This is a genomic window from Streptomyces solicamelliae (genome assembly GCF_045348655.1).
Classification (GTDB): Bacteria; Actinomycetota; Actinomycetes; order Streptomycetales; family Streptomycetaceae; genus Streptomyces; species Streptomyces solicamelliae.
Map to the genome: position 1 here is coordinate 3,249,195 of NZ_CP160404.1, position 23,497 is coordinate 3,272,691.

At 73.6% G+C, this 23,497-nt stretch carries 23 protein-coding genes; 14 read left to right on the forward strand and 9 right to left on the reverse strand.

Features of this window, described 5'->3' with window-relative positions; translation table 11 throughout:
- Positions 1–21 precede the first annotated feature (21 nt).
- Positions 22–2,310 carry an immune inhibitor A domain-containing protein gene (locus tag ABZO31_RS14960; protein ID WP_406861708.1) on the forward strand — a complete coding sequence of 763 codons (2,289 nt, stop codon included), beginning with the start codon at positions 22–24 and terminating at the stop codon, positions 2,308–2,310.
- On the opposite strand, the gene otsB is transcribed toward ABZO31_RS14960, so the two are convergent.
- The 3 genes from otsB to ABZO31_RS14975 are packed head-to-tail and all read right to left on the reverse strand — an operon-like array spanning position 2,311 to position 4,723.
- Entirely contained in the window at positions 2,311–3,150 is an 840-nt protein-coding gene (gene otsB, locus ABZO31_RS14965; protein WP_406861709.1) for a trehalose-phosphatase, read from the reverse strand. It lies immediately after the preceding gene.
- 45 nt (positions 3,151–3,195) lie between these two features.
- Entirely contained in the window at positions 3,196–3,432 is a 237-nt protein-coding gene (locus tag ABZO31_RS14970) for a DUF3263 domain-containing protein (protein ID WP_406861710.1), read from the reverse strand.
- 22 nt (positions 3,433–3,454) lie between these two features.
- Complete coding sequence (locus ABZO31_RS14975) at positions 3,455–4,723, reverse strand: ABC transporter substrate-binding protein (RefSeq protein WP_406861711.1); 1,269 nt, start codon at positions 4,721–4,723, stop codon at positions 3,455–3,457.
- Between the two features lie 138 nt (positions 4,724–4,861).
- On the opposite strand from ABZO31_RS14975, the gene ABZO31_RS14980 reads away from it, so the two are divergent.
- The 5 genes from ABZO31_RS14980 (at position 4,862) to ABZO31_RS15000 (ending at position 9,871) form a co-directional block, all read left to right on the forward strand.
- Positions 4,862–5,752 (forward strand): SIS domain-containing protein, encoded by an 891-nt coding sequence (locus tag ABZO31_RS14980; RefSeq protein WP_406861712.1) that lies wholly within the window; start codon positions 4,862–4,864, stop codon positions 5,750–5,752.
- A 97-nt stretch (positions 5,753–5,849) separates the two neighbouring features.
- Complete coding sequence (locus ABZO31_RS14985; protein WP_406861713.1) at positions 5,850–6,824, forward strand: ROK family protein; 975 nt, start codon at positions 5,850–5,852, stop codon at positions 6,822–6,824.
- Positions 6,824–7,969, forward strand: coding sequence for an N-acetylglucosamine-6-phosphate deacetylase (nagA, locus tag ABZO31_RS14990; protein ID WP_406861714.1), 1,146 nt, complete (start codon positions 6,824–6,826; stop codon positions 7,967–7,969). The genes ABZO31_RS14985 and nagA overlap by 1 nt, the downstream gene beginning before the upstream one ends.
- A 101-nt stretch (positions 7,970–8,070) precedes the next feature.
- Positions 8,071–8,997, forward strand: a complete 927-nt coding sequence (locus tag ABZO31_RS14995; RefSeq protein WP_406861715.1) for a 1-phosphofructokinase family hexose kinase — start codon at positions 8,071–8,073, stop codon at positions 8,995–8,997.
- Between the two features lie 31 nt (positions 8,998–9,028).
- On the forward strand, positions 9,029–9,871 hold the full coding sequence (locus ABZO31_RS15000; protein WP_406861716.1) for a class II fructose-bisphosphate aldolase: 843 nt from the start codon (positions 9,029–9,031) through the stop codon (positions 9,869–9,871).
- Between the two features lie 3 nt (positions 9,872–9,874).
- Here the strand turns inward: ABZO31_RS15000 and ABZO31_RS15005 are convergent, their stop codons facing one another.
- Positions 9,875–10,834: a CBM35 domain-containing protein gene (locus tag ABZO31_RS15005; protein ID WP_406861717.1), complete on the reverse strand. Its 960-nt coding sequence runs from the start codon at positions 10,832–10,834 to the stop codon at positions 9,875–9,877.
- Between the two features lie 121 nt (positions 10,835–10,955).
- Positions 10,956–12,707, reverse strand: a complete 1,752-nt coding sequence (cdgB, locus tag ABZO31_RS15010) for a diguanylate cyclase CdgB (protein ID WP_406861718.1) — start codon at positions 12,705–12,707, stop codon at positions 10,956–10,958.
- A gap of 347 nt (positions 12,708–13,054) precedes the next feature.
- On the opposite strand from cdgB, the gene ABZO31_RS15015 reads away from it, so the two are divergent.
- A complete protein-coding gene (locus tag ABZO31_RS15015) occupies positions 13,055–13,621 on the forward strand; it encodes a flavin reductase family protein (protein ID WP_406861719.1) in 567 nt (188 codons plus the stop codon).
- Between the two features lie 66 nt (positions 13,622–13,687).
- Here ABZO31_RS15015 and arfB read toward each other — a convergent pair whose 3' ends face one another.
- Positions 13,688–14,113: an alternative ribosome rescue aminoacyl-tRNA hydrolase ArfB gene (gene arfB, locus ABZO31_RS15020; RefSeq protein ID WP_406861720.1), complete on the reverse strand. Its 426-nt coding sequence runs from the start codon at positions 14,111–14,113 to the stop codon at positions 13,688–13,690.
- A 125-nt stretch (positions 14,114–14,238) separates the two neighbouring features.
- Here arfB and ABZO31_RS15025 point away from each other — a divergent pair, with 125 nt between their 5' ends.
- Entirely contained in the window at positions 14,239–14,814 is a 576-nt protein-coding gene (locus ABZO31_RS15025) for a TerD family protein (protein ID WP_406861721.1), read from the forward strand.
- 55 nt (positions 14,815–14,869) lie between these two features.
- Here the strand turns inward: ABZO31_RS15025 and ABZO31_RS15030 are convergent, their stop codons facing one another.
- From ABZO31_RS15030 to ABZO31_RS15040, 3 genes are all read right to left on the reverse strand, one after another.
- Positions 14,870–16,309 carry a M1 family metallopeptidase gene (locus ABZO31_RS15030; protein ID WP_406861722.1) on the reverse strand — a complete coding sequence of 480 codons (1,440 nt, stop codon included), beginning with the start codon at positions 16,307–16,309 and terminating at the stop codon, positions 14,870–14,872.
- Between the two features lie 53 nt (positions 16,310–16,362).
- On the reverse strand, positions 16,363–16,965 hold the full coding sequence (locus ABZO31_RS15035; RefSeq protein ID WP_406861723.1) for an ankyrin repeat domain-containing protein: 603 nt from the start codon (positions 16,963–16,965) through the stop codon (positions 16,363–16,365).
- 157 nt (positions 16,966–17,122) lie between these two features.
- Entirely contained in the window at positions 17,123–17,665 is a 543-nt protein-coding gene (locus tag ABZO31_RS15040; protein WP_406861724.1) for a GlcG/HbpS family heme-binding protein, read from the reverse strand.
- A 246-nt stretch (positions 17,666–17,911) separates the two neighbouring features.
- Between ABZO31_RS15040 and ABZO31_RS15045 the strand changes: the two genes are divergently transcribed.
- From ABZO31_RS15045 to ABZO31_RS15070, 6 genes are all read left to right on the forward strand, one after another.
- Complete coding sequence (locus ABZO31_RS15045; RefSeq protein ID WP_406861725.1) at positions 17,912–19,060, forward strand: sensor histidine kinase; 1,149 nt, start codon at positions 17,912–17,914, stop codon at positions 19,058–19,060.
- A complete protein-coding gene (locus tag ABZO31_RS15050) occupies positions 19,057–19,686 on the forward strand; it encodes a response regulator (protein WP_406861726.1) in 630 nt (209 codons plus the stop codon). The genes ABZO31_RS15045 and ABZO31_RS15050 overlap by 4 nt, the downstream gene beginning before the upstream one ends.
- 92 nt (positions 19,687–19,778) lie before the next feature.
- Positions 19,779–20,288 (forward strand): hypothetical protein, encoded by a 510-nt coding sequence (locus ABZO31_RS15055; protein ID WP_406861727.1) that lies wholly within the window; start codon positions 19,779–19,781, stop codon positions 20,286–20,288.
- 35 nt (positions 20,289–20,323) lie between these two features.
- The gene (locus ABZO31_RS15060; protein ID WP_406865361.1) at positions 20,324–20,824 is read left to right on the forward strand and encodes a hypothetical protein; all 501 of its coding nucleotides are present in this window, start codon (positions 20,324–20,326) and stop codon (positions 20,822–20,824) included.
- A gap of 365 nt (positions 20,825–21,189) precedes the next feature.
- Positions 21,190–22,386 (forward strand): FAD-dependent oxidoreductase, encoded by a 1,197-nt coding sequence (locus ABZO31_RS15065; RefSeq protein ID WP_406861728.1) that lies wholly within the window; start codon positions 21,190–21,192, stop codon positions 22,384–22,386.
- Positions 22,387–22,466: 80 nt separating this feature from the next.
- The gene (locus tag ABZO31_RS15070; RefSeq protein ID WP_406861729.1) at positions 22,467–23,450 is read left to right on the forward strand and encodes a zinc-binding dehydrogenase; all 984 of its coding nucleotides are present in this window, start codon (positions 22,467–22,469) and stop codon (positions 23,448–23,450) included.
- Positions 23,451–23,497: the final 47 nt, after the last annotated feature.

The following is a 23,497-nucleotide window of genomic DNA, read 5'->3' on the forward strand; positions in this document are numbered from 1 at the left end:
GTGAGAAAGATTGTCGTGGGCATGACCCTAGGGTCGGCGCTCACCGCTCTCCTCGCCGCGGGGCTCACCCCGGCCGCCGCGCAGGAGACCTGGGAATCGTCCGCGCCGGGAGCCAAGGGCCCCGCACCGCACCACCGCGCCGACAACCGCCCCGGACCGCTCACCAAGCAGCGCACCGAACTGCGCGAGCAGGCGATCGACAAGGTCGCCAAGGGCAAGGCCAGGGCGAACGCCGACGGCGTCGTCGAGGTCGCCCCCGGCAAGTTCGTGGAGACGACCACCGTCCGCTCCGAGAAGATCCTCACCATCCTCTCCGAGTTCGGCGACCAGGCGTCCGGCAAGTACGGCACCGTCCCCGGACCCGCGCACAACGCGATCCCGGAGCCGGACCGGACGAAGGACAACTCCAACGCCTGGACCGCCGACTTCTCGAAGTCCTACTACGAGAACCTCTTCAACGGCTCCGGCGAGTCCATGAAGACGTACTACGAGGAGCTGTCCGGCGGCCGCTACTCGGTCACCAACACCGTCGAGGACTGGGTCAAGGTCCCCGGCAACGCCTCCTCCTACGGCGACAACGCGATCGAGGACAACGGCGGCTCCTGGGCCTTCGTCCAGGACACCGGCAACGCCTGGTGGGACGCCCAGCTCGCGGCCGGCAAGACGCCCGCCGAGATCGACGCGTACCTCGCCCAGTTCGACGTCTGGGACCGCAACGACTGGGACCACGACGGGAACTTCGACGAGTCCGACGGCTACATCGACCACTTCCAGGCCGTGCACGCCGGCATGGGCGAGGACGCCGGCGGCGGCGCCCAGGGCGAGGACGCCATCTGGTCGCACCGCTGGTACGTCAACGGCGACGACTACGGCCTGACCGGCCCCGACGTGTCCGGCACCCAGAACAAGGCCGGCGGCGCCCGCATCGGCCAGTCGAAGTACTGGCTCGGCGACTACACCACCGAGGGCGAGAACGGCGGACTCGGCGTCTTCTGCCACGAGTTCGGCCACGACCTCGGCCTGCCCGACTACTACGACACGGGCGGCGGCGAGAACTCCACCGCCTTCTGGACCCTGATGAGCTCCGGCTCCTGGCTCGGCCACGGCGCGACCGCGAACGAGGGCATCGGCACCCACCCGGGCCTGATGGGCGCCGAGGAGAAGCTGTTCCTCGGCTGGCTGGACTACGCCGACGCGCCGCTCGGAACGACGGGCACGTACACGCTCAACCCGGCCCAGTTCCAGACCGACGGCAAGGAGCAGGCGGTCCGCGTCGCCCTGCCCGACAAGACCACCAGCACCACGTACACGACCCCCTCCTCCGGCTCGCACGCCTGGTGGACCGGCTCCGCGGACGGCCTCAACCAGTCCCTGACCCGCTCCGTCCCGGCCGCCTCCAGGATCACCGTCCAGGCCAGGGCCTGGCACGAGATCGAGGCCGACTACGACTACCTGTTCGCCGAGTACTCCCTCGACGGCGGCGCGAACTGGCAGCGCGCCGGCGCTGCTGTCGACGGCTCCTCGGCCGGCAAGTGGACGACCCTGCGCTACGCGTACGACGCCGGCGACCGGCCGTCGCTGTTCCGCTTCCGCTACCAGACCGACGGCGGCGTGCACTTCGCCGGCGCGTTCCTGGACGACATCACGCTGAGCTCCGGCGGCACGACGCTCGCCACCGACGACGTCGAGCAGGGCGCCGGCGCCTGGACGGCGACCGGCCGCTGGAAGATCTCCACCGGCACGGAGACCGCCACCTACCCGCGGTACTACCTGGTGGAGAACCGCGAGTACGTCGGCAGCGACGCGCTGCTGGCGGAGGGCCCGTACCAGTTCAGCAAGGGCATCACCGCCCCGGACTGGGTCGAGTACTTCCGCTTCCAGAACGGCATGCTGGTCTGGTACGTCGACCGGTCCTTCGACGACAACAACGTCAGCGCGCACCCCGGCGGCGGCTCGGCCATGGCCGTCGACGCCCGCCCGACGCCGTTCCGGTTCGACGACGGCACCGCGCCGACCAACCGCCGCCAGCCCTTCGACGCGACCTTCGGCCTGGAGGCCACGGACGCGACCTGCCTCCACAAGGAGGTGCTGGTCGGCAAGGGCAAGGGTCAGGCCGTCGAGACGAAGGCGGCCTGCGCCCCCTCCGTCCCCGGCATCCCCGTCTTCGACGACACCGACCCGAACGCCTACTACGACCCGGCGGCCGCCCAGGCGAGCGTCAAGGTCGCGGGCCACGGCGTGAAGGTCACCGTCACCGACGACGCCGGCGACGACCTGCGGATCACCGTGGCCAACCCGGCCGCGAACTGATCACGGCGTACTGACCTCCTCCGCGAGCCGCGCGAGGAGGTCCACCACCGCGGACGGGCCGGCCACCGACAGGTCGGCCCGTTCCGCCAGTTCCGGGACCTCCGCGCCGCTGCACACCAGCAGGCCCGGGACCCCGTTCGAGCGGAGCTTCTCCACGGCGGCGTAGGCGGGCAGGTCGCCCAGGTCGTCGCCCGCGTACAGCACCGACTCCGCGCCCGTGGCCCGCACGTGCTCCGCCAGCGCCATGCCCTTGTCCATCCCGGGCGGGCGCAGCTCCAGGACCATCCGGCCCGGCTCCAGGACCAGGCCGTGGCGGGCGGCCAGTTCGCCCAGCGGTCCCTTCAGCGCCTCGAACGCGCCCTGCGGGTCCGCGGCGCGCCGGGTGTGCACGGCGACCGCGCGGCCCTTCTCCTCGATCCAGGTGCCGGGCCAGGCGCCGGCGCCGTCCAGGAAGCCGGGCAGCTCGGCCCGTACGGCGGCGACGCCCGGGGGCACGGCGGTGGCGGTGACGGTGCCGGAGGCGGCGTCCCAGCGCTCGGCGCCGTAGTGGCCGAGGACGACCAGATGCTCCAGGCCGGGCACCCCGGCGAAGCCACCGTGGCGGACGGCGACCCCGGCGGGCCGGCCGGTGACCACGGCCACCGAGCCGACGTGCGGGGCGAGTGCGACGAGGGCGGGCACCACGCCGGGATGGGCGCGGGCCTGCTCGGGGTCGGGGACGATCTCGGCGAGCGTCCCGTCGAAGTCGAGGGCGACGACGGCCTTCGCCGGACGCGCGAGAAGCGCGGCCAGACCGTCGCGGCCGGCGGACGTGGTCGGGTGCGGCAGGCTGCTGACCATGTACCCGACCCTACCGACGCTCCGCGTCCGCGTCAGCGGCGCGGTTCAGCGGCGCCGCTCACGCTCGGCGCGCACGCGGCGCAGCCGGTTGACGGTCACCGGGTCGTGCACGAGGGCGCGCGGATCGTCGAGCAGCGCGTTGAGCAGCTGGTAGTACCGGACCGGGGACAGCCCGAGCTGCTCGCGCACCGCGCGTTCCTTGGCGCCGGGTCCCGGCCAGGAGCGGCGCTCCAGGGCGAGCACCGCGCGCTCCCGCTCGCCGAGCTCCGATTCGTCGTTCATACGACCAACCTATTCGTCGGCCCTACTCGGCGTCCTCCGCGGTCGTCGCCTCGCGCCCGATCGTGGACAGCACCGCGTCGGGCGAGCCGGCCGGGTCGACGGCCCGGCCGATGTTCTTCTTGACCTGCTCGCTGACCTGCGCCCAGGACGTCTTGCCGACCGGGTAGAGCCGGGAGTTCGGCAGCGCCCTCAGGAACGGGGCGAGGGCGGCGTGTTCGGGGTCGGACCCCATGGCGACGGAGGCGCTGACGGTGGACGGCAGGAGGCCGTTCTCCCCCGCGAACTTGAGCACGTTCGCGTCGTCGAAGACGAAGTTGAGGAACTCGCCGATCTCCTTGCGGTGGCCGTTCTGCTTGAAGGCCATGATCCAGTCGGCGACGCCCATGGAGGCGCGGGGTTCCTGGTCGCGGCCGGGCAGCGGGACCATGCCGACGTCGACGCCCTGCTTGGCGGCCTCCTTCATCAGGGAGGGGTGGCCGTTGAGCATGCCGACCTCGCCGCGCGAGAAGGCGGCGAAGGCGGCCTTGCGGTTGAGCTTGCCGGGTGCGACGGGACCGGTGAGGCCCTTGTCGACCAGCTCGTCCTTCAGCCAGCGGAAGGTGCTGACGTTGGCGTCGGAGTCGATGACGTAGCGGCCGCCGTCGTCGGTGTAGCCGTTGCCGCCGGCGAGCAGCCACATCATGGTCTCGGCCTGGGCCTCCTCGGGCCCGAGCGGCAGGGCGAAGGGGTAGGGCACCTTCTCCCGCTTCAGTTTCCTCGCGGCGGCGGCGAGTTCGTCCCAGGTGGTGGGCGCCTCGGCTATGCCGGCGTCGGCGAAGAGCCTCTTGTTGTAGAAGAGCAGCCGCGTGGAGGCGACGAACGGCATCCCGTACTGGACGCGCTTCATCTCGCCGGCGGAGATCAGCGGGCCGAGGAAGTTGGCCTGGACGGGGACGGAGAGCAGCTCGTCGGCGGTGTAGAGCCGGTCGCGGGCGGCGTGGTCGGCGTACGCGCCGATCTGGGCGATGTCGGGGGCCCGGCCGGCGTCGGCGAGTTCGGCCACGACGCGGTCGACGTCGTCCCAGGACTCGATCCGGACATCGATGTCGACGCCGGGGTGCTTCGCCTCGTACGCGGCGGTGAGGCCGGCCCAGTACTTCTCGGTCGAGTCGCCGCCGACGAGGTCGTAGTCGGCGGCGACGAGCGTGAGGGTCACGTCGCCCTTCGCGCCGGTCGCTCCGCAGCCGGCCAGCGTGGCGGTCAGCCCCAGGGCGGCGACGGCCGCGGTCACTCCAAGCAATCGCCGCTGCACAGCGTTGTCCCCACCTTCACTCGTCGTTGAGCTGCGATTTTCCCTTATCGGGAGGGATGAGGTCTACACCACTTGGGTATCTAGCGCAACGTACGCACGCCAGAGGCGCGACCGCCCCTTCCGGAGGAGCCGACTCACATGTCCCGTACCGCTGCCGAGACAGCCACCCAGCCCGCCTGCTGGCGCCGCGCCGCGGAGGCGGCGGCGGCCTTCGAGGGCCTGCCGGAACCGGGCGAGCGGGTCGCCGTGACGGGCTGCGGCACGTCGTGGTTCATGGCGCTCGCGTACGCCGCGCTGCGGGAGGGGGCGGGGCAGGGCGAGACGGACGCGTTCGCCTCCTCGGAGTTCCCGACGGGCCGCGCGTACGACCGGGTGGTCGCGATCACCCGGTCGGGGACGACGACGGAGGTGCTGGAGCTGCTGGCCGCGCTGAAGGGCCGGGTGCCGACGCTCGCGCTCACCGCGGACCCGGAGACGCCGGTCATGGACGCGGCGGACACGCTCGCGGTGCTCGACTGGGCGGACGAGGAGTCGGTGGTCCAGACGCGGTTCGCCACGACGGCGCTGGCCTTCCTGCGGGCCGGGCTCGGGGACGTACCGGGCCTGAAGCCGGTCGCCGAGGCGGCGGTGGACGCGGAGCTGGCCGTCACGGAGCCACTGCCGGAGGCGGCGCTCGAGGCCGAGCAGTGGACGTTCCTGGGCCGCGGCTGGACGTACGGCCTCGCGCTGGAGGCTGCGCTGAAGATGCGGGAGGCGGCCGGGGCGTGGACGGAGGCGTACCCGTCGATGGAGTACCGCCACGGCCCCATCGCCATCGCCGCCCCCGGCCGCGTGACCTGGGCGTTCGGCGAGGTCCCGGAGGGCCTGGCCGGCGACGTGGCCCGGGCGGGCGGCACGCTGCTGGGCTCCCCGCTGGACCCGATGGCCGACCTGATCCGCGCCCAGCGCCTCGCGGTGGCCCTGGCCGAGGCCCAGGGCCACGACCCGGACCGCCCGCGCAACCTGACGCGCAGCGTGATCCTGGGCTGAACAGGAGTCCGGTGCGCTCGCCAGGATTTGTATGGCAGCGCAACAATATCGGGCAGTGGACTAGACCTGTTGGGGTCCTCCGGGTCAGACTGGGACCGTGAGACACGTCATCGCCCTCGATGTGGGCGGCACCGGGATGAAGGCCGCCCTCGTCGGGGCGGACGGCACGCTGCTGTACGAGGCCCGGCGCGCCACCGGGCGCAAGCGCGGGGCCGAGGCCGTGGTCGAGTCCATCCTCGGCTTCGCCGCCGAGCTGCGCGACTACGGCCTGCAGCGCTACGGCACCGCCGCCTCCGCGGCCGGCGTCGCCGTCCCCGGCATCGTCGACGCCGACCGCGGCATCGCCGTGTACGCCGCCAACCTCGGCTGGCGCGACGTCCCGCTGCGCGCCCTGCTCAGCGAGCGCCTCGGCGGGCTGCCCGTCGCCCTCGGCCACGACGTGCGCACCGGCGGCCTCGCCGAGGGCCGCATCGGCGCCGGCAACGGCGCCGACCGGTTCCTCTTCGTGCCGCTCGGCACCGGCATCGCCGGCGCCATCGGCATCGGCGACCGCATCGAGGCCGGCGCGCACGGCTACGCCGGCGAGATCGGCCACATCGTCGTCCGCCCCGGCGGCGAGCCCTGCGGCTGCGGCCAGCGCGGCTGCCTGGAGCGGTACGCCTCCGCCTCCGCCGTCTCGGCCGCCTGGGCCACGGCCTCCGGCGACCCGGACGCCGACGCAGCCGACTGCGCCAAGGCCGTCGAGTCCGGCGACCCCGCCGCCGTACGCGTCTGGCAGACCGCCGTCGACGCCCTCGCCGACGGCCTGGTCACCGCGCTCACCCTGCTCGACCCCCGCACCCTCATCATCGGCGGCGGGCTCGCCGAGGCCGGCGAGACCCTCTTCGCACCACTGCGGACCGCCGTCGAGGAGCGGGTCACCTTCCAGAAGCTGCCCGCCGTCGTCCCGGCGGCCCTGGGCGACACCGCCGGCTGCCTCGGCGCGGGCCTCCTCGCCTGGGACCTCCTCGCCGCCGACAATTCAACTGAAAACCCCCACGCAACCCCCCACGACCCGGAGGTCTCCGCCTGATGGCCGATCGCAAGGTTCTCGCCGGCGCACGCGTCGTGCTGCCCACCGGTATCGTCGAGAACGGACGCGTGATCGTCGAAGGCGGCCGCATCGCGGGCTCGGCGCCCGCCGACACCCCCGCCCTCGACCTCTCCGGTCACTGGCTCGTGCCCGGCTTCGTCGACATGCACAACCACGGCGGCGGCGGCGCGTCCTTCACCTCCGGCACCGTCGACGAGGTCCTCAAGGGCGTCCACACCCACCGCCTGCACGGCACCACGACCACCGTCGCCTCGTTCGTCACCGGCGACATGGACTTCCTCTCCCGGCGCGCCGGACTGCTCTCCGAGCTCGCCGAGCAGGGCGACGTCGCCGGCATCCACTTCGAGGGCCCGTTCATCTCCCCCTGCCGCAAGGGCGCCCACGACGAGAGCCTGCTGCGCGACCCCGACCCCGCCGAGGTCCGCAAGCTCCTCGACGCGGCCCGCGGCCAGGCCCGGATGGTCACCCTCGCCACCGAACTGCCCGGCGGCCTCGACTCCGTACGGCTGCTCGCCGAGCACGGCGTCGTCGCGGCGATCGGCCACACCGACGCCACGTACGAGCAGACCGTCGAGGCCATCGACGCCGGCGCGACCGTCGCCACGCACCTGTACAACGCCATGCCCGCCCTCGGCCACCGCACCCCCGGCCCGATCGCGGCGCTCCTGGAGGACGAGCGGATCACCGTCGAGCTCATCAACGACGGCACCCACCTCCACCCCGCCGCCCTGGAGCTGGCGTTCCACCACGCGGGCCCGGAACGCGTCGCGTTCATCACCGACGCCATGGACGCGGCCGGCTTCGGCGACGGCCGCTACATGCTCGGCACGCTGGAGGTCGAGGTGAAGGACAGCGTCGCCCGGCTCGTCGAGGGCGGCTCCATCGCGGGCTCCACGCTGACCCTCGACCGGGCGTTCAAGCGGGCGGTGACCGTCGACGGGCTGCCCGTCGAGTCCGCCGTGCAGGCGATCTCCGCCAACCCGGCCCGGCTGCTCGGCCTGTACGACCGGGTCGGCTCGCTGGAGCCCGGCAAGGACGCCGACCTGGTGGTCCTGGACGAGGACTTCGAGCTCAGGGGCGTGATGCGGCACGGCGCGTGGGTGGTGGACCCCCAACTGGGCTGACTTCGTCAGGGGTCTGGGCTGACCGCCGTCTGTTTGGCATGATCAGGACGCGAAACAGGACTCGGGCAGGACGACAAGCGCTTACCAGGGGGGTGCGGCGGGTGATTCTCACGGTCACGCTCAACACCGCGCTCGATCTGACGTACCGCGTGCCCGCCCTGACCCCGCACGCCTCGCACCGCGTCACCCAGGTCCTGGAGCGCCCGGGCGGCAAGGGCGTCAACGTCGCCAGGGTGCTCGGGGCACTCGGCCACGACACCGTCGTCACCGGCTTCGCCGGCGGCCCCAACGGCGCGGTGCTGCGCAACCTGCTGGCCCGCTGCCCGGTGCGCGACGCGCTGGTCCCGATCGGCGGCAACACGCGGCGCACCCTCGCCGTCGTCGACGACGCGACGGGCGACACGACGCAGCTGAACGAGCCGGGCCCGCAGGTCACCCCGCAGGAGTGGGCGGCGTTCGTCGCGCAGTACAACGAACTCCTGCCCGCCGCCGACGCGGTGGCCCTGTGCGGCAGCCTGCCGCCGGGCATCCACGTGGGCGCGTACGCGGAACTCATCCGCACGGCGCGCGGCGTCGGGGTCCCCGTGCTGCTCGACACCAGTGGGGAACCCCTGCGGCGGGGCATCGCGGCCCGCCCCGACATCGTCAAGCCCAACGCGGACGAGCTGGCCCAACTGACCGGCGCCCGCGAGCCGGAGCGTGCCGCGCGCGACGCACGGCGGCGCGGGGCGCACGCGGTCGTCGCGTCCCTCGGCCCCGCGGGCCTGCTCGCGGTCACCGCGGCGGGCCTGTGGCAGGCGGCCCCGCCCACCACGGTCAAGGGCAACCCGACGGGCGCGGGCGACTCGGCCGTCGCCGGTCTCCTCTCCGCCCTCGTCGACCGACTCCCCTGGCCCGACCGCCTGTCGCGGGCGGTCGCGTTGTCGACGGCGTCGGTGCTGTCGCCGGTGGCCGGCGAGTTCGAGAAGGAGCGGTACGAGCAACTGCTCCCCGAGGTAGCCGTCCAGGCCCAGGCCCCAGCAGCGTAGGAACCGAAGCGTCGTCAAGGGAGCCACCCGCATGCCCCTCGTCCGCACCGCCGAACTGATGACCGCGGCCGCCGTCCGCCAGGGACTCGCCGCGTTCAACGTGATCACGCTCGAGCACGTGGAGGCGGTCGCCGCCGGGGCGGAACGCGCCGGCCGGCCCGCGATCCTCCAAGTCTCCGAGAACGCCGTGAAGTTCCACGGCAACCGGCTCGCCCCGCTCGCCGCCGCCGCGACCGCCGTGGCCCGCGCCTCGTCCGCGCCGCTCGCGCTGCACCTCGACCACGTCGAGTCCGTCGAACTGCTGCGGCAGGCGCACGCGGAGGGCTTCGGCAGCGTCATGTTCGACGCCTCACGGCTGAGTTACGGCGACAACGTCAAGGCGACCGCCGACGCGGTCCGCTGGGGCCACGAACGCGGCATCTGGGTGGAGGCCGAACTCGGCCGGGTCGGCGGCAAGGAGGGCGAACCGCCGCTCGACGCCCACGCCCCCGGCGTCCGTACGGACCCGTCCGAGGCCGCCGCCTACGTCGCCGACACCGGCGTCGACGCCCTCGCCGTCGCCGTGGGCTCCTCCCACGCGATGACCGAACGCACCGCGACCCTCGACCACACCCTGATCGCCGCCCTGCACACCGCCGTCCCGGTCCCCCTGGTCCTGCACGGCTCCTCCGGCGTCCCGGACGAGGAGATCCGCGCGGCCGTCACCGCCGGCATGACGAAGATCAACGTAGGCACGGCCCTCAACACGGCCTACACCGCGGCCGTCCGCACCCACCTGACCGAGAACCCCGAGGGCGTCGACCCCCGCAAGTACCTGACCGGGGCCCGCGACGCCATGGCCGAGACGGTCGCGGGCTTCCTGCGCCTCATGTGAGGCTCAGGGCTTCTTCTCCGTGATCTTCAGCCAGTCGAAGATCGCGTCGCACTGGTTGCCCTGCTCGCACGAGATCTTGATCGTGTTCATGCCGTCCTTGAGATCGACCGGCGCCCAGGTGGTCTGCCAGTTCTTCTCCCAGTTCGGGTCCGAGGAGTGGATGAAGTTCTTCAGGCCGATCGGGTTGCTGTTCGCCTTGTCGTTGACCGACAGCGTCGCGTTGGCGTCCTTCGCGGGGATCGCGTACCGCACCGACAGGTAGTACCGCCCGGCCTTCTCCACCTCGGCCTGCCAGGTCACCGACGAGCCGAGCGCGTTGAACCCGGTCACGTACGCACCGTCCGCGCCCTCCGCGCCCTTGATGTCCTTGGCGAGGGCCGCGGAGCCGCCGAGCTTGAGCGTGGCGGCGTCCTGCTGGGGGAGCTGCTGGGGGGTCTCGTCGTCCTTGGGTTCGCCGGTCGGGGACTCCTGGACGGCGGTCGGCGCGGTGGACGGCGTCCCGCCGCCGGCCGTCGGGTCCTCGTTCTCGTCGCCGTTGGTGACAATCGCCACGGTGATACCGATCACCACGACCGCGACGACCGCGATCGCGCCGATCAGCAGGCCGTTGGTGTTCGGCCCGCGGCCGCCCCCGCCGCCGTGCCCGCCGCCGCGCTGCGGCGGGATCGGGGACTGGCGGGTGGGTGCGCCGCCGGGGTACGTCTCGGGCGCGGCGTACTGCGCGTTCGGCTGGCCGTACGGCTGCTGCTGCGAGGCCGGCCCGTGGCCGCCGTACTGACGCTCGCCGACGGTTCTGACCTGGTTGTACGACGTCCTCGGGACGCCTGGCTGCGCGGCCGGCCCGGGGTAGCCGTAGCCGCCCGAGCGGGGCGGCTGGGCGCCCGACGCCTGGCCGTCCTCGTACAGGTAGCCGAACGGATCGTCGTCCTCGGGCGTGTTCGCGCCGCTGGTACCGGCAGCCATCCCCGTCACTCCTATCCCATGCTCGCCAGCCGTCGCCGACCGGCCGAGCCTACCCCGAACGGGCCACCCTCCGGTGCGGTCCTTGACTAGTACGAACCTCGTTCACGGGGCGTTCGGCTTACTATCCGGCCCGGCGGTGCACCTTCGCGCGGGACCGTTTCTCGATGTACATCCGCTGGTCGGCGGAGTTCAGCACTTCCTCGACGGTCATGCCGCACTCGGCCCAGCCGATGCCGAAACTCGCGCCCACCCGTACGGCCCGGCCGTCCACCCGGATGGGCGGGATGATCGCGTTCCGCAGCCGTACCGCGAGGTCGGCGGCGTCGGCCGCGCCGAGCCCGTCGGCGAGCACCACGAACTCGTCGCCGCCGAGCCGCGCGACGGTGTCCCCGTCGCGCACCCCGGTGGTGAGCCGGCGGGCGACCTCGATGAGGACGGCGTCGCCGGTGTGGTGCCCGAAGCGGTCGTTGATGGACTTGAAGCCGTCGAGGTCGCAGAAGAGGACCGCGAGCCCCTTGGTGCCGTCGTCGACGTCTCCCCCGGCGGGCGCGACGGTGTGCACGTGGTGGTCGTAGGGGCCGCCGCCGGGCGGGTCGAAGTCGTAGCCGTCGGAGCGGAAACCGTGCTCGGGCCGGCCACCGCCACCGCCGCCGTACGCGTCGTAGCCGGACTCGTCGTATCCGCCGCCGCCCTGCCCGTCGTAACCGCTCTGGCCGTCGTACGCCGGCGGCTCGTACGTGGCGCGCACCCCGCCGGGGCGCTCGCAGAGGCGGGCGCTGAGCCGGGCGCGCAGTTCGGCGCTGTTGGGCAGGCCGGTGAGCGCGTCGTGGGAGGCGCGGTGGGCGAGCTGGAGCTCGTGCCGCTTGCGTTCCTCGATGTCCTCGACGTGGGTGAGCAGGAAGCGCGGCCCGTCGGCGGTGTCGGCGACGACGGAGTTCCGCAGCGAGACCCAGACGTACGTGCCGTCGCGGCGGGCGAGCCGCAGCTCGGCGCGGCCGCCCTCGGCGGAGGTGCGCAGCAGGGTGCCGACGTCCTCGGGGTGGACGAGGTCGGCGAAGGAGTAGCGGCGCATGACGGAGGCGGGCCGGCCGAGCAGCCGGCACAGCGCGTCGTTGGTGCGGAGCAGCCGGCCGTGCTGGTCGCCGCCGAGTTCGGCGATCGCCATGCCGGAGGGCGCGTACTCGAAGGCCTGCCGGAACGACTCCTCGCTGGCCCGCAGCGCCTGCTGCTCGCGTTCGAGCCGGACCAGGGCCCGCTGCATGTTTGCTCGCAGCCGGGCGTTGCTGATCGCAATCGCCGACTGGGAGGCGTACATCTGCAGGGCTTCCCGGCCCCAGGGGCCCGGGTGGCGTCCGTTGCGCGGCCGGTCGACCGAGATGACGCCGAGGAGCTCGCGGCCGCTGCCGGGTGGGGGTCCCCCCGGGCGAGCGGAGCCGAGCCTGGGGGAGTACATGGGGGCGTAGAGGCGGTCCTGCGGGTGCCACTCGTCCTCGAAGCGGGGGGCGGGTCCGTCGGTGTGCCACTGGGGGACGTCGTCCTCCATGAGCACCCAGCCCTCGGTGTGCGGTATGAACCGCAGGTCACCCCATGCCTCGCCCATGGTGAGGCGGCGGTCCCAGGAGGCGCGGGAGCCGACCCGGCCGGTGATCAGGGCCTCGGCGGCGGGACTGCCGGCGAAGGCGGCGACGACCAGGTCTCCGTCGGCGCGGACGAGATTGACGCAGGCCAGCTCATAGTTGAGGCCGCGGACGATGCCTTCGGCGACGGTCTGCAGGGTGTCCGCCAGGCTGCGGGCTGTGTTGAGGTCGGCCACGACCTGGTGCAGCTGCCGCAGGGTCGCAAGACGGACGTACGGCTCCGACTCGGTCTCCATCGCTCGCTCTCCCCGAGACCTCGACAGCAACTCCAGGGTTCTCATCGGCACTCGTGCTGCATTGTCTCCGCCACTGAATCACAGCGAGCTGTGCACCCGGTACACAGGGTCAACAATTCCTGGGCTCTGTGACTCAAGTCACAAATGACCCCACAGGATGTAACCGTGGGTACGGAAGTGCTCGCGGTCTTCAGCAACGCAAATTGAACAAAGGGTGCGGGATCGGGTGGGCGAGCGGCGCGCCGGTTTGCACCCCGGCGCGTCATATGCCAGGGGCCGGAGTCCTAGGACCCGGCTGGTCCCCTGGCCCGATGCCCCGGCCTGCGGGGCGGAGCTAGCGTGCGGGTGTGTTGCAGACGACCACCGCCCCGCGTACCGCCGCTCCCGCCCCCGGCATCCCCCATGCTGAGGGGGTGAGCGACGACGAGTTCCGGGCGGCCATGTCCCGGCTGGCCTCCGGCGTGGTCCTGGTGACCGCGCACGACCCGGACGACGGCCCGCGCGGCGAGGACGTCGGCATGACGGCCACCGCCTTCATGTCGGTCTCGCTCGACCCGCCGCTGGTCCTGGTGAGCCTGCGCAACGGCTCCCGGATGGACGACCTGCTCGCGGAGGTGCCGAACTGGGCGGTGTCGCTGCTGTCGGAGAGCCAGCGGCACGTCGCGGGCCGGTTCGCCATGAAGGGCCGGGTCAGCGACCGGCTGCTGTTCGCGGGCGTGCCGTGGACCCGCGGGGAGGTCAGTGGCGCGCCACTGATGGGCGGGGCACTGGCGACGCTCGAGTGCCGGACGGAGAACCGGGTGGTCGCGGGCGACCACACGCTGGTCATCGGCCGGGTGCTGACGGCGGCGCTGCCGACGTCGGACGGCGGCCCGCTGACGTACTTCCGCGGCCGCTACCGCCACCTGGGCTGAGGCCGGGCGGAACCGCCCGTCCAGACCCTGGCGGAGCTGCCCGCCCCGGGCCCGGCGCCTCGCGGTCTACCAGTCCCGGCCCTGGCGGCCGCGCTTGGTCTCCGCGCGCTGCTTCTTCTCCCGCAGCCGGCGCTCGTTGATGCCGCGCGGGATCTTCGTGGCCCGCCGCGGCTTCGGCGGCGGCGCGGTGGCCTCGGCGAGCAGCGCGGCCAGCCGCACGGCCGCCGTCTCGCGGTTGCGCCACTGCGAGCGGTGCTCGGAGGCCCGTACGGTCAGCACCCCGCCGACCAGCCGGGACGCGAGCCGCTCCAGCGCCCGCTCCTTCCACACCGGCGGCAGCGCCGTCGTCGCCGCGAGGTCGAAACGCAGTTCGACCTGCGAGTCACTGGTGTTGACGTGCTGTCCGCCCGGCCCGGACGACCTCGAGAAACGCCAGACCAGCTCGGCCTCCGGCAGGAGGACCGAACCGCGGATGACGTGAGGACCGGACATGCCCTCCATGTTCCCCGCAGCCGCCCGCGTACGTCACCCTGTTTTCCTGGAACGATGTCCAGGGAACCGGCGCGGGGCCGTTCGCGTTATCCCGTGTGACGACATCACGAAGAAAGGGACATCCCATGGCTGTAAGCCTGTCCAAGGGCGGCAACGTCTCCCTCACCAAGGAGGCGCCCGGTCTGACCGCCGTCACCGTGGGCCTCGGCTGGGACGTCCGCACGACCACCGGCACCGACTTCGACCTCGACGCGTCCGCCATCGGCGTCGACGCCGCGGGCCGGGTCGCCTCCGACGCGCACTTCGTGTTCTTCAACAACAAGGCCACGCCGGACCAGACCATCGTGCACACCGGTGACAACCGCACCGGCGAGGGCGGCGGCGACGACGAGCAGATCAACGTCAACCTGGCCCAGCTGCCGCCGAACGTCGACAAGATCGTCTTCCCGGTCTCCATCTACGACGCGGTCTCCCGCTCGCAGAACTTCGGCCAGGTGCGCAACGCGTACATCCGCATCATCAACCAGGCCGGCGGCGCCGAGATCGCCCGCTACGACCTGAGCGAGGACGCGGCCGTCGAGACCGCCATGGTCTTCGGCGAGCTCTACCGCAACGGCCAGGAGTGGAAGTTCCGCGCCGTCGGCCAGGGCTACGCCTCCGGCCTCGAGGGCATCGCCCGCGACTTCGGCGTAAGCATCTGACACCGCCACGCGTGACGGCGGGGCCCCGGTGCGTCGGCACCGGGGCCCTTCCGTCTCAGGGGCCGTCCGGCTTCCCGTCCCCGTACAGCCACACGTCCCACACCTCGTCCAGGTCGTCCTGCGCGTCCTCGCCCGCCACGTCCTCCACGTACGCCGTGAAGTCGTCGGTGGAGGCGTTGGCGTAGCGGTACTTCGCCGGCCAGCCGCGCAGGATCTCGAAGAACGCGTCGTCGCCGACCGCCTGCCGCACCTTGTGCAGCACCATCGCGCCCCGCCCGTACACCGGCGCGTCCGAGATGTTCTCCGCCTCCGGCGGATCGGCGGGCGGGAAGGCCCAGTTGGCGTCGTCGTCGAAGGCCTCGGTGAAGCTGTCCTGCGCCGGGACGTCCTCGAAGTCCTCCGCGTACAGCCACTCCGCGTACGTGGCGAAGCCCTCGTTGAGCCACATGTCCCGCCAGGTCTCGGGCGTGACGGAGTTGCCGTACCACTGGTGGGCGAGCTCGTGGACGAGGGTCGGGGCGTCGAACGCGGTGCGCGGGAACACCGGGCGGGTCTGGGTCTCCAGGGCGTAGCCGAGGTCGCCGGGCCGGTCGACGATCGCGCCGGCGGCGGAGAACGGGTACGGGCCGAAGTTCTCGGCCTCCCAGTCCAGGAGTTCGGGGATCCGGGCGAGCAGCCCGTCCGCCTCGGCGTCGGCGGCGGCCGGGTCGATCACGCTGAGCACGGGCACGGCGGGAGCGTCGGCGGGCTTCCCGGCGCGGACGGTGCCGGTCGTCGTCCGGTACGCGCCGATGGCTACGGTGGCGAGGTAACTGGCCATCGGCTCGGGCGCGTTCCAGACGGCGGTGGTCCGGCCGTTCGCGGTGCGCTCGGAGACCAGGCGGCCGTTGGAGACGGCCTTCAGCCCGGCGGGGACGCTGAGCGTGACGGTGTACGTGGCCTTGTCGGACGGGTGGTGGTTGCCGGGGAACCAGGCCATGGAGCCGGTGGGTTCGCCGACCGCGAGCGCGCCGTCGGCGGTGGGCAGCCAGCCCTCCTCGGAACCGTCCGGGTCGGTGATCGTCTCCGGGACCCCCGCGTAGACGAGCCGCGTCCGGAAGACCGTGCCCTTGCCGAGCTCCTCGCGCGGCCGGACCGTCAGCTCCTTGCCCGCCCGCCGGTAGGACGCCGTTGCGCCGTCGACGGCGGCGCTGCGGACCGTGAGGCCGGCCAGGTCGAGGTTGAAGGCGCTGAGGTTCTGCGTCGCGGCGGCGGTGATGTCGGCGGTGGCCTCGATGCGCCGTGTCCGCGGGTCGTAGGCGATGTTCAGGGCGTAGTGCCGTACGTCGTACCCGCCGTTGCCGAGCTTCGGGAAGTACGGATCGCGCAGCCCGGCCGCACCGGGCGTTCCCTCCACCCCGACCCCGCTGCAGCCGGCCACGAGCAGCAGTGCCGCGGCGACGGGCGCCGCCCGCGCGGTGATCCGGCGCGGGCGGGGGGCGGTACGGGGTTCCACCCGCCGATCTTAGGCACGCGGGCGCGGCGGGCGCGTGCCGGCGGCCGGCGGGGTCAGGCGGCGTCCCGCAGCAGGGCGGCGAGGGTGGTGAAGCCGCGGCGCTCCGCGTGCGCGAGGGGGGTGACGCCGTCGCCGTCCGGCAGGTCGGGCGTCGCGCCGTGGGCGAGCAGCAGCTCGACGGTCTCCGCGTGGGCGAGGCCCCCGTCGCCGAGGATCACGGCCTCGAGCAGGGCCGTCCAGCCCAGGTCGTTGACGTGGTCGACGTCGATCGCGGTCTCCGCGAGGAGCGCCCGCACGTACTCGACGTGCCCGCGCTCGCAGGCGGGGATCAGCGCGATCCCGCCGAAGCGGTTCCGCAGCGTCAGGTCGGGTCCGGCGGGCAGCAGCACCCGCAGCATCGCGACGCTGCCGGTCACACCGGTGACCAGCCACGGGCTGTCGTGCCGGCTGTCCTGCGCGTCCGGGTCCGCGCCCGCGTCGACCAGGACACGGGCGGCGTCCACATGGTCGCCGAGGGCGGCGAGCAGCAGCGGGGAGCGCAGCTCCTCGTCGCGGGTCTCGACGGCGGCGCCGTCGGCGAGTGCGGTGCGGACGCCGTCGGTGTCGCCGCGGCGGGCGGCGTCGAGCAGCCGCTGGTTCCTGGGGGTGGGGGCCATGGCCGTCCTCGTCCTCCGCCCGGTGGTTCGGGTGCGTGTCCGTGTGCGTGTCCGTGTGCGTGTCCGTGTGCGTGCGTGTCCCCGCAGCCGTACGAGAAGGCCGGTGGCGCCCCGTTCGGGGGGCCGGGACGCCACCGGGGTCATCGCGCCGTCCCGCTTACTTGTCGAGGGCGGCGACGCCCGCACGGGCGAACTTCTCGTCCAGGTCGCCGCTCGGGGCGCCGGCCACGCCGATGCCGGCGATCGGCGCGCCCTTGACCTGCACCGGGGCGCCGCCGCCGAGGAACAGGGTGCCCGGGATGTCCTTCAGGTTCGGGGCGTTCTCCAGGCGCTTGACCAGCTCGGAGGTGGGGGCGTTCCAGGAGACGGCGGTGTACGCCTTCTTCTCGGCGGACTCGTACGACTGCGGGCCGGCGCCGTCGCCGCGCAGGGTCACGATGGTGTTGCCGTTGCGGTCGACGACCGCGACGGAGACCCGCTGGTTCTCCTTCTCGGCGGCGTCGAGCGCGGCCTGCGCGGCCTCGGTCGCGGCCTCGATCGTCAGGTGCGTGCTCTGCACGAGGTTGTCGTTGGCGACGTCGGCCTTCATCGCGACGGCGGGGGCGGCAGCCGGGGCGGAGGCGTTCGCGGAGACGGCGCCGAAGGTACCGGCGGCGACGACGGCGGCGGTGGCGGCACCGATCCAGAGCTTCTTCTTCATGGTGGGTCTCCTTCGAGTCCTCAGGACCTCGGGTCCTCGGCTTCTCAGCGGCGGGATGTCGTTCGCTTCGTCCTCCATGCTGGTGCCGCAGACCGCCCCGTACGGTCCTCGGACCGGCTGCCGTCGGCGCGCGGGACGGCTGACACCGGGGTCAACCGATCGGCTGATGCCGCACTGGTCCCCCGGGGCCACCATGGACCTGTACCACCAGGTCAGAGGTGGTCCCGTGGCAACGGAAGGTGGACGATGGAGCACGACCCGGACGCCCGTTGGCTGGCGCGCGTCATGCACCTCGCGTTCTTCCTGCTGCTCGGCGCCTCGCTCGTCCGCTTCCTGCTGCGGCACCCGTGGGAGGACCGCAGCGCGTGGATCATCGCGCTGAGCGGGGTGCTGGCCTCGCTGTACCTGCTGGGCCCGGTGCTCGGCACCCGCGCGACGCCGCGGCGGATCGCCTGGCTGGTGACGGTGGTCGCGGTGTGGGTGGTGCTCGTGGTGCTCGCGCCGAGCTTCGCGTGGTGCGCCGTGCCGCTCTTCTACACCGGGCTGCGCACGCTGCCGCCGCGCGCCGCGCTCGTCCTGGTCACCCTGCTCACCGTGTTCGTGGTCGCCGCGCAGGTCGACCTCGGCGGCTGGGACCCGAACCTGCTGGTCGCGCCGCCCGCCGTGGCGGCCATCGCCACGGCGGTGTTCGTGCACGCCCAGCGGCAGGCGGACCGGCAGCGGGCCCTGATCAACGACCTGATCCGCACCCGCCGCGAACTCGCCGCGATCGAACGCCGCGAGGGCACGCTCGCGGAGCGCCAGCGCCTGTCGATGGAGATCCACGACACCCTCGCGCAGGGCCTGTCCAGCCAGCAGATGCTGCTCCAGGCCGCGGACCGCACCTGGGACAGCGACCCGGACACCGCGCGCCGGCACGTCCGTACCGCCGAGTCGATCGCCGAACACAACCTCGCCGAGGCCCGCCGCTTCGTGCACGACCTCGCGCCCGCCGACCTCGCGGAGGGCGGCGGCCTGGAGGAGGCGCTGCGGCTGCTCGCCGCCCGCGAGTCGGCCGGCTTCCGGGTGGACGGGGCGCCCGTCCCCGTACCGGAGCGGGTGCAGTCGGCGCTGCTGCGGATCGCGCAGGGCGCCCTGGCGAACGTCCGCGAGCACGCCGCGGCCACCTCGGCCGCGCTGACCCTCACGTACCTCGACGACCAGGTCGTCCTCGACATCGCCGACGACGGCCGCGGCTTCGAACCGTCCCGCACCGGCACGGCGGGCGTGCGCGGGCACGGCCTGCCCGCGATGCGGGCGCGGGTGCGCCAGCTCGGCGGCGCGCTCACCATTGAGTCGGCCCCCGGCGAGGGCACCGTCCTGTCCGCCGCGATCCCCTTGGAGACGCAAGAGTGACTTCGGATTCCGTACGCATTCTGCTCTGCGACGACCACGTCGTGGTCCGCGCCGGCCTGCTCGCGCTGCTCGGCAGCGCCGACGGCATCGAGGTCGTCGGCGAGGCCGGCAGCGGCGAGGAGGCGGTCGCGATGGCCGCGAAGCTGAAGCCGGACGTGGTGCTGATGGACCTGCAGCTGGGCGCGGGCATCGACGGCGTGGAGGCGACACGGCGGATCGCCTCGCCGGAGGTGCACGTCCTCGTCCTGACGACGTACGACACGGACGCCGACATCACGCGGGCGATCGAGGCGGGCGCGACCGGCTACCTGCTGAAGGCGGAGCGCCCCGAGGAGCTGTTCTCCGCGATCCGCTCGGCGGCACAGGGCCGTACGACCCTGTCGGCGCCGGTGGCCAGCAGGGTCATGGACCGGATGCGCGGCGCGGCCGGCCCCTCGCTGACGGACCGCGAGCGAGACATCCTGGCGCAGCTCGCCCAGGGCCTCGGCAACCGGGAGATCGCCCGCGCCCTGTTCATCAGCGAGGCCACGGTGAAGACCCACCTGGGCCGCATCTACGCCAAGCTCGGCGTGGACACCCGCGCCGGCGCGGTGGCGGTGGCGAAGGAGAAGCGGCTGCTGCCGTAGCGCGGCGGCAGGAGGGCCCCTCCGCCGCACGGCGGAGGAGGTCCGCCGCGCAGGCCGAGGACCGGGGCATCGGGGGCGGCCAGTCTGATGGCATGCCGACGACACCGCAGCTCACCCTCGCCCCGGACCACCTGCGCACCGCCCGCCGGGCCGCCCGCCTGCTCGCCCTGTGCAGCGTGCCGTCCGGGCTGTGGCGCCTGGCGATGGCGGCGCAACTGCCCGTCGGGTACAGCACGGAGGTGCTGCGCGACGTGTACGCGATCCCCGGCTGGGGCGTCGCGTACGTCGCCGGCCTCACCGTCCTGCAGGAGTGCGCGGCGCTGCTCCCGCTGCTGGTGGCCACCGGCCGGCTCCGCGTCCGGGCCCCCCGCACGGCGGTGCGTACCGGGCGGGTCCTGGCCGCGCTGGTCACCCTGTTCTGCCTGAGCCAGGTGCTGCTGTTCTTCTTCGTCGCCCCCGACCCGCACCTGTCCTCCTCGGGACGCCCCCTTCTCCTCGCCACGTACGCCCCGCTGGCCGCCACCGGCCCGCTGCTGGCCGTGGCGACGGCCGCCTACGCCCGCCACCACGGCGTCGCCGCCCGGCGCCGGCGACGGCCGTGACACACCCCCGTCCCGGCCGTGACACCATCGACTACGTGCTCGACATCGGCTACTCCCTCTCCCGCCGCTTCCCGGACCCGCCGCAGACGGACTACCGCCGCGCGGACGTCCACGCCCTGCGCCACGACCTGTTCTGCGGCGACGTGTACCTCGCCGACACGAAGGCGGACCGCGAGGTGTCCACAGCCTGGGGATGGGTCCCGGTGCTGGACTTCGCCTGGGCGCTGTGCGACATCGTCGAGCAGCTCGACCGCGACCCGCGCGGCAGCCGCGCCTCCCAGCCCCAGTACGCCGAGATCGACTTCACCGAGTCCACCGACCGGATGCTCTTCGAGCGCCGCTTCGGCTGGGTCGACGTCGAGGCCGACTGGATGCCCGGCGACGAGGCCCCGCTCACCTTCAACCACGCCGCACTGCGCCGCGAGTCCCGCGACTTCCTCCACGACCTCCTCGCCGACCTCACCGACATGCACGAGGGCCTCGCCGACAACCCCGCGATCTGGACCCTCCAGTCCCGCTTCCCCCGCCTCCCCTGACGGGCTGCGCCTCCTCCTTCCCCGAACCGCCCCTGCCGTGCCCGGCACCCCCGCGCCGTACGCCTTCCCTCCCGGCAGCCCCCGCCGAGGGCCCGCCGCCCCGATCACCGCGCAGGGCCCCCGGCCCGACGCGCCACCCGGCCTCGCGGCGGGTACCGCACCGCGCCGCGAGCGGATGCACCCCGAGCGTCCCGGACCACCCCGGCCGTCCCGGAACCCCCCGCCCCGACGCCGGCCGACCGCCCCGCTTCGCCGCGGGCCCCGGCCACGTCCTCCCGGTCGTCACTTCACCCAGCACCACTCAGTGTGACGTGCACCACTGACAACGCCCCCGATGTCACGAACCGCGCCGCCTCGGCCGTCGTATGCGTGACACCTCAGGGATCCGTGAAGGGACAGCAGCCATGCAGCAGAACCTCACCGTCGTCGGCGGCGGCTTCGCCGGACTCACCGCCGCCATCACCGCCGCCGAGGCCGGCGCCCGCGTCACCCTGCACGAGGCGCACGACACGCTCGGCGGGCGGGCGCGGACGGCCGAAGGCCCGTACAAGACCAACGAAGGCCCCCACGCCATCTACAACGGCGGACCCCACTGGACCTGGCTCAAGCAGCGCGACCTGCTCGGACCGCTCGCCACGCTGCCCCCGCTCGAAGCCGCCCGCTTCCGGTTCCACCGCAACGGCGCCCTGCGCCGCACGCCGCCGCTCGGCTTCCTCCGGCAGACCCTCCGGACCCCCGAACAGGCACCCGTCGACGTCGACTTCCTCACCTGGGCCGGCCGCGTCGCCGGCCCCGACACCGCCCGCGTCGCCGCCCACTACAGCGGCGTCGCGCTCTTCCACCACGACCCCGGCGCGCTCTCCGCCCGCTTCGTCCAGGAGCGGCTGCACCGCGCCGCCTCCCTGCCGCCCGAGGCGCACTACATCCGCGGCGGCTGGGGACAGCTCATCGAGCGGATGGCCGCCCGCGCCTGGAACCTCGGCGTCCACATCGAGGTCGGCTCCCGCGTCGACTCCCTGCCCGACGGCCCCGTCGTCCTCGCCACCTCCCTCCCCGCGGCCGCCCGCCTCCTCGGCGAACCCGGCCTGACCTGGGAGAGCGGCCGTACCGTCCTCCTCGACCTGGCGCTGCGCACCCGCAAGGGCGACCCGTTCGTGATCTCCGACCTCGACGCGCCCGGCTGGGTGGAACGCTTCACCGCCCAGGACCCCGGCCTCGCCCCGGCCGGCCAACAGCTCATCCAGGCCCAGCTGCCGATCGGCCCCAAGGGCTCCAAGGCCGACGGCGTCGCCCACGCCGAACGCCTCCTCGACCTCGGCTTCCCCGGCTGGCGCGAGCGCACCGTCTGGCGCCGCGAGGCCGTCGCGTCCGGCCGTACCGGCGCGGTCGACCGCCCCGGCACCACCTGGCGCGACCGGCCCGCCATCGACCGCGGCGAGGGCGTCTACCTCGTCGGCGACCAGGTCGCGGCGCCCGGTGTGCTCTCCGAGGTCTCCTTCAACAGCGCCATCGAGGCCGTCTCGCTCGCCCTCAAGCACGCCGGCACCCCTCTGGCAGCGTGAGGCTTGACCTCAACTTTGCTTGAGGGTGAAGGCTGGGCTCACCGACAAGAAGCGCCCCGTCCACGCAGGGAGAGCCCACCATGCACGCCATCCGCCTCCACGCCTTCGGCCCCGCCGAGAACCTCACCTACGAGGAGACCGACACCCCCACCCCCGGCCCCGGCCAGGTCCGCATCGCCGTCGCCGCGGCCGGGGTCCACGTCGTCGACACCTCCCTGCGCCGCGGCGACACCGGCGGCCCCTTCCCCGCCCCCGAACTCCCCACCGTCCCCGGCCGCGAGGTCGCCGGCACCGTCGACGCCCTCGGCGAAGGCACCGACCCCACCTGGCTCGGCCGCCGCGTCGTCGCCCACCTCGGCTACGCCCCCGGCGGCTACGCCGAGGCCGCCGTCACCGACGCCGACCGCCTCCACCCGCTCCCCGACGACCTCGGCCCCGCAGAGGCCGTCGCCATGATCGGCACCGGCCGTACCACCCTCGGCGTCCTCCAGTTCGCCGAACCCGGCCCCGACACCGTCGCGATCGTCACCGCCGCCGCCGGCGGCATCGGCACCCTCCTCGTCCAGTACGCCAAGAACGCCGGCGCCACCGTCATCGGCCTCGCCGGCGGCCCCGCCAAGACCGCCCGCGTCCGCGACAACGGCGCCGACCTCGCCGTCGACTACACCCTCCCCGACTGGCCCGCCCGCGTACGGGAGTTCCTCGGCGACCGCACCGCCACCACCGTCTTCGACGCCGTCGCCGGCGACACCGCCCGCGCCGCCGTCGACCTCCTCGGCCCCGGCGGCACCCACCTCGCCTACGGCTGGGCCCCCGACGCCGCCCCCCTCACCTTCACCGACGAGGAACTCGCCACCCACGGCATCACCTCCGTCACCCCCCTCGGCCCGCAGATGCTCGACAAGGCCGGCGGCCTCCGCGCCCTCGAGACCCGCTCCCTCGCCGAAGCCGCCACCGGCCGCCTCCGCCCCGCCGTCCACCCCTTCCCCCTCGCCGAGGCTGCCGCCGCCCACCGAGCCCTGGAGACCCGCGGCACCACGGGAAAGGTCGTCCTGATCCCGTAGGGGCAGCAGGAGAAACGAGAGCGGCCCGGTCCGCCGACGGAACCGGG

Excerpts from the sequence above, each read along its gene's own strand:
- ABZO31_RS14960 (WP_406861708.1), top strand. The coding sequence starts at position 22 with ATGACCCTAGGGTCGGCGCTCACCGCTCTCCTCGCCGCGGGGCTCACC.
- ABZO31_RS15005 (WP_406861717.1), bottom strand. The coding sequence starts at position 10,834 with ATGGCTGCCGGTACCAGCGGCGCGAACACGCCCGAGGACGACGATCCG.
- otsB (WP_406861709.1), bottom strand. The coding sequence starts at position 3,150 with ATGGTCAGCAGCCTGCCGCACCCGACCACGTCCGCCGGCCGCGACGGT.
- cdgB (WP_406861718.1), bottom strand. The coding sequence starts at position 12,707 with ATGGAGACCGAGTCGGAGCCGTACGTCCGTCTTGCGACCCTGCGGCAG.
- ABZO31_RS15035 (WP_406861723.1), bottom strand. The coding sequence starts at position 16,965 with ATGGCCCCCACCCCCAGGAACCAGCGGCTGCTCGACGCCGCCCGCCGC.
- ABZO31_RS14970 (WP_406861710.1), bottom strand. The coding sequence starts at position 3,432 with ATGAACGACGAATCGGAGCTCGGCGAGCGGGAGCGCGCGGTGCTCGCC.
- ABZO31_RS15055 (WP_406861727.1), top strand. The coding sequence starts at position 19,779 with ATGCCGACGACACCGCAGCTCACCCTCGCCCCGGACCACCTGCGCACC.
- ABZO31_RS15025 (WP_406861721.1), top strand. The coding sequence starts at position 14,239 with ATGGCTGTAAGCCTGTCCAAGGGCGGCAACGTCTCCCTCACCAAGGAG.
- ABZO31_RS15040 (WP_406861724.1), bottom strand. The coding sequence starts at position 17,665 with ATGAAGAAGAAGCTCTGGATCGGTGCCGCCACCGCCGCCGTCGTCGCC.
- nagA (WP_406861714.1), top strand. The coding sequence starts at position 6,824 with ATGGCCGATCGCAAGGTTCTCGCCGGCGCACGCGTCGTGCTGCCCACC.
- ABZO31_RS15070 (WP_406861729.1), top strand. The coding sequence starts at position 22,467 with ATGCACGCCATCCGCCTCCACGCCTTCGGCCCCGCCGAGAACCTCACC.
- ABZO31_RS14980 (WP_406861712.1), top strand. The coding sequence starts at position 4,862 with ATGTCCCGTACCGCTGCCGAGACAGCCACCCAGCCCGCCTGCTGGCGC.
- ABZO31_RS15000 (WP_406861716.1), top strand. The coding sequence starts at position 9,029 with ATGCCCCTCGTCCGCACCGCCGAACTGATGACCGCGGCCGCCGTCCGC.
- ABZO31_RS15045 (WP_406861725.1), top strand. The coding sequence starts at position 17,912 with ATGGAGCACGACCCGGACGCCCGTTGGCTGGCGCGCGTCATGCACCTC.
- arfB (WP_406861720.1), bottom strand. The coding sequence starts at position 14,113 with ATGTCCGGTCCTCACGTCATCCGCGGTTCGGTCCTCCTGCCGGAGGCC.
- ABZO31_RS15065 (WP_406861728.1), top strand. The coding sequence starts at position 21,190 with ATGCGTGACACCTCAGGGATCCGTGAAGGGACAGCAGCCATGCAGCAG.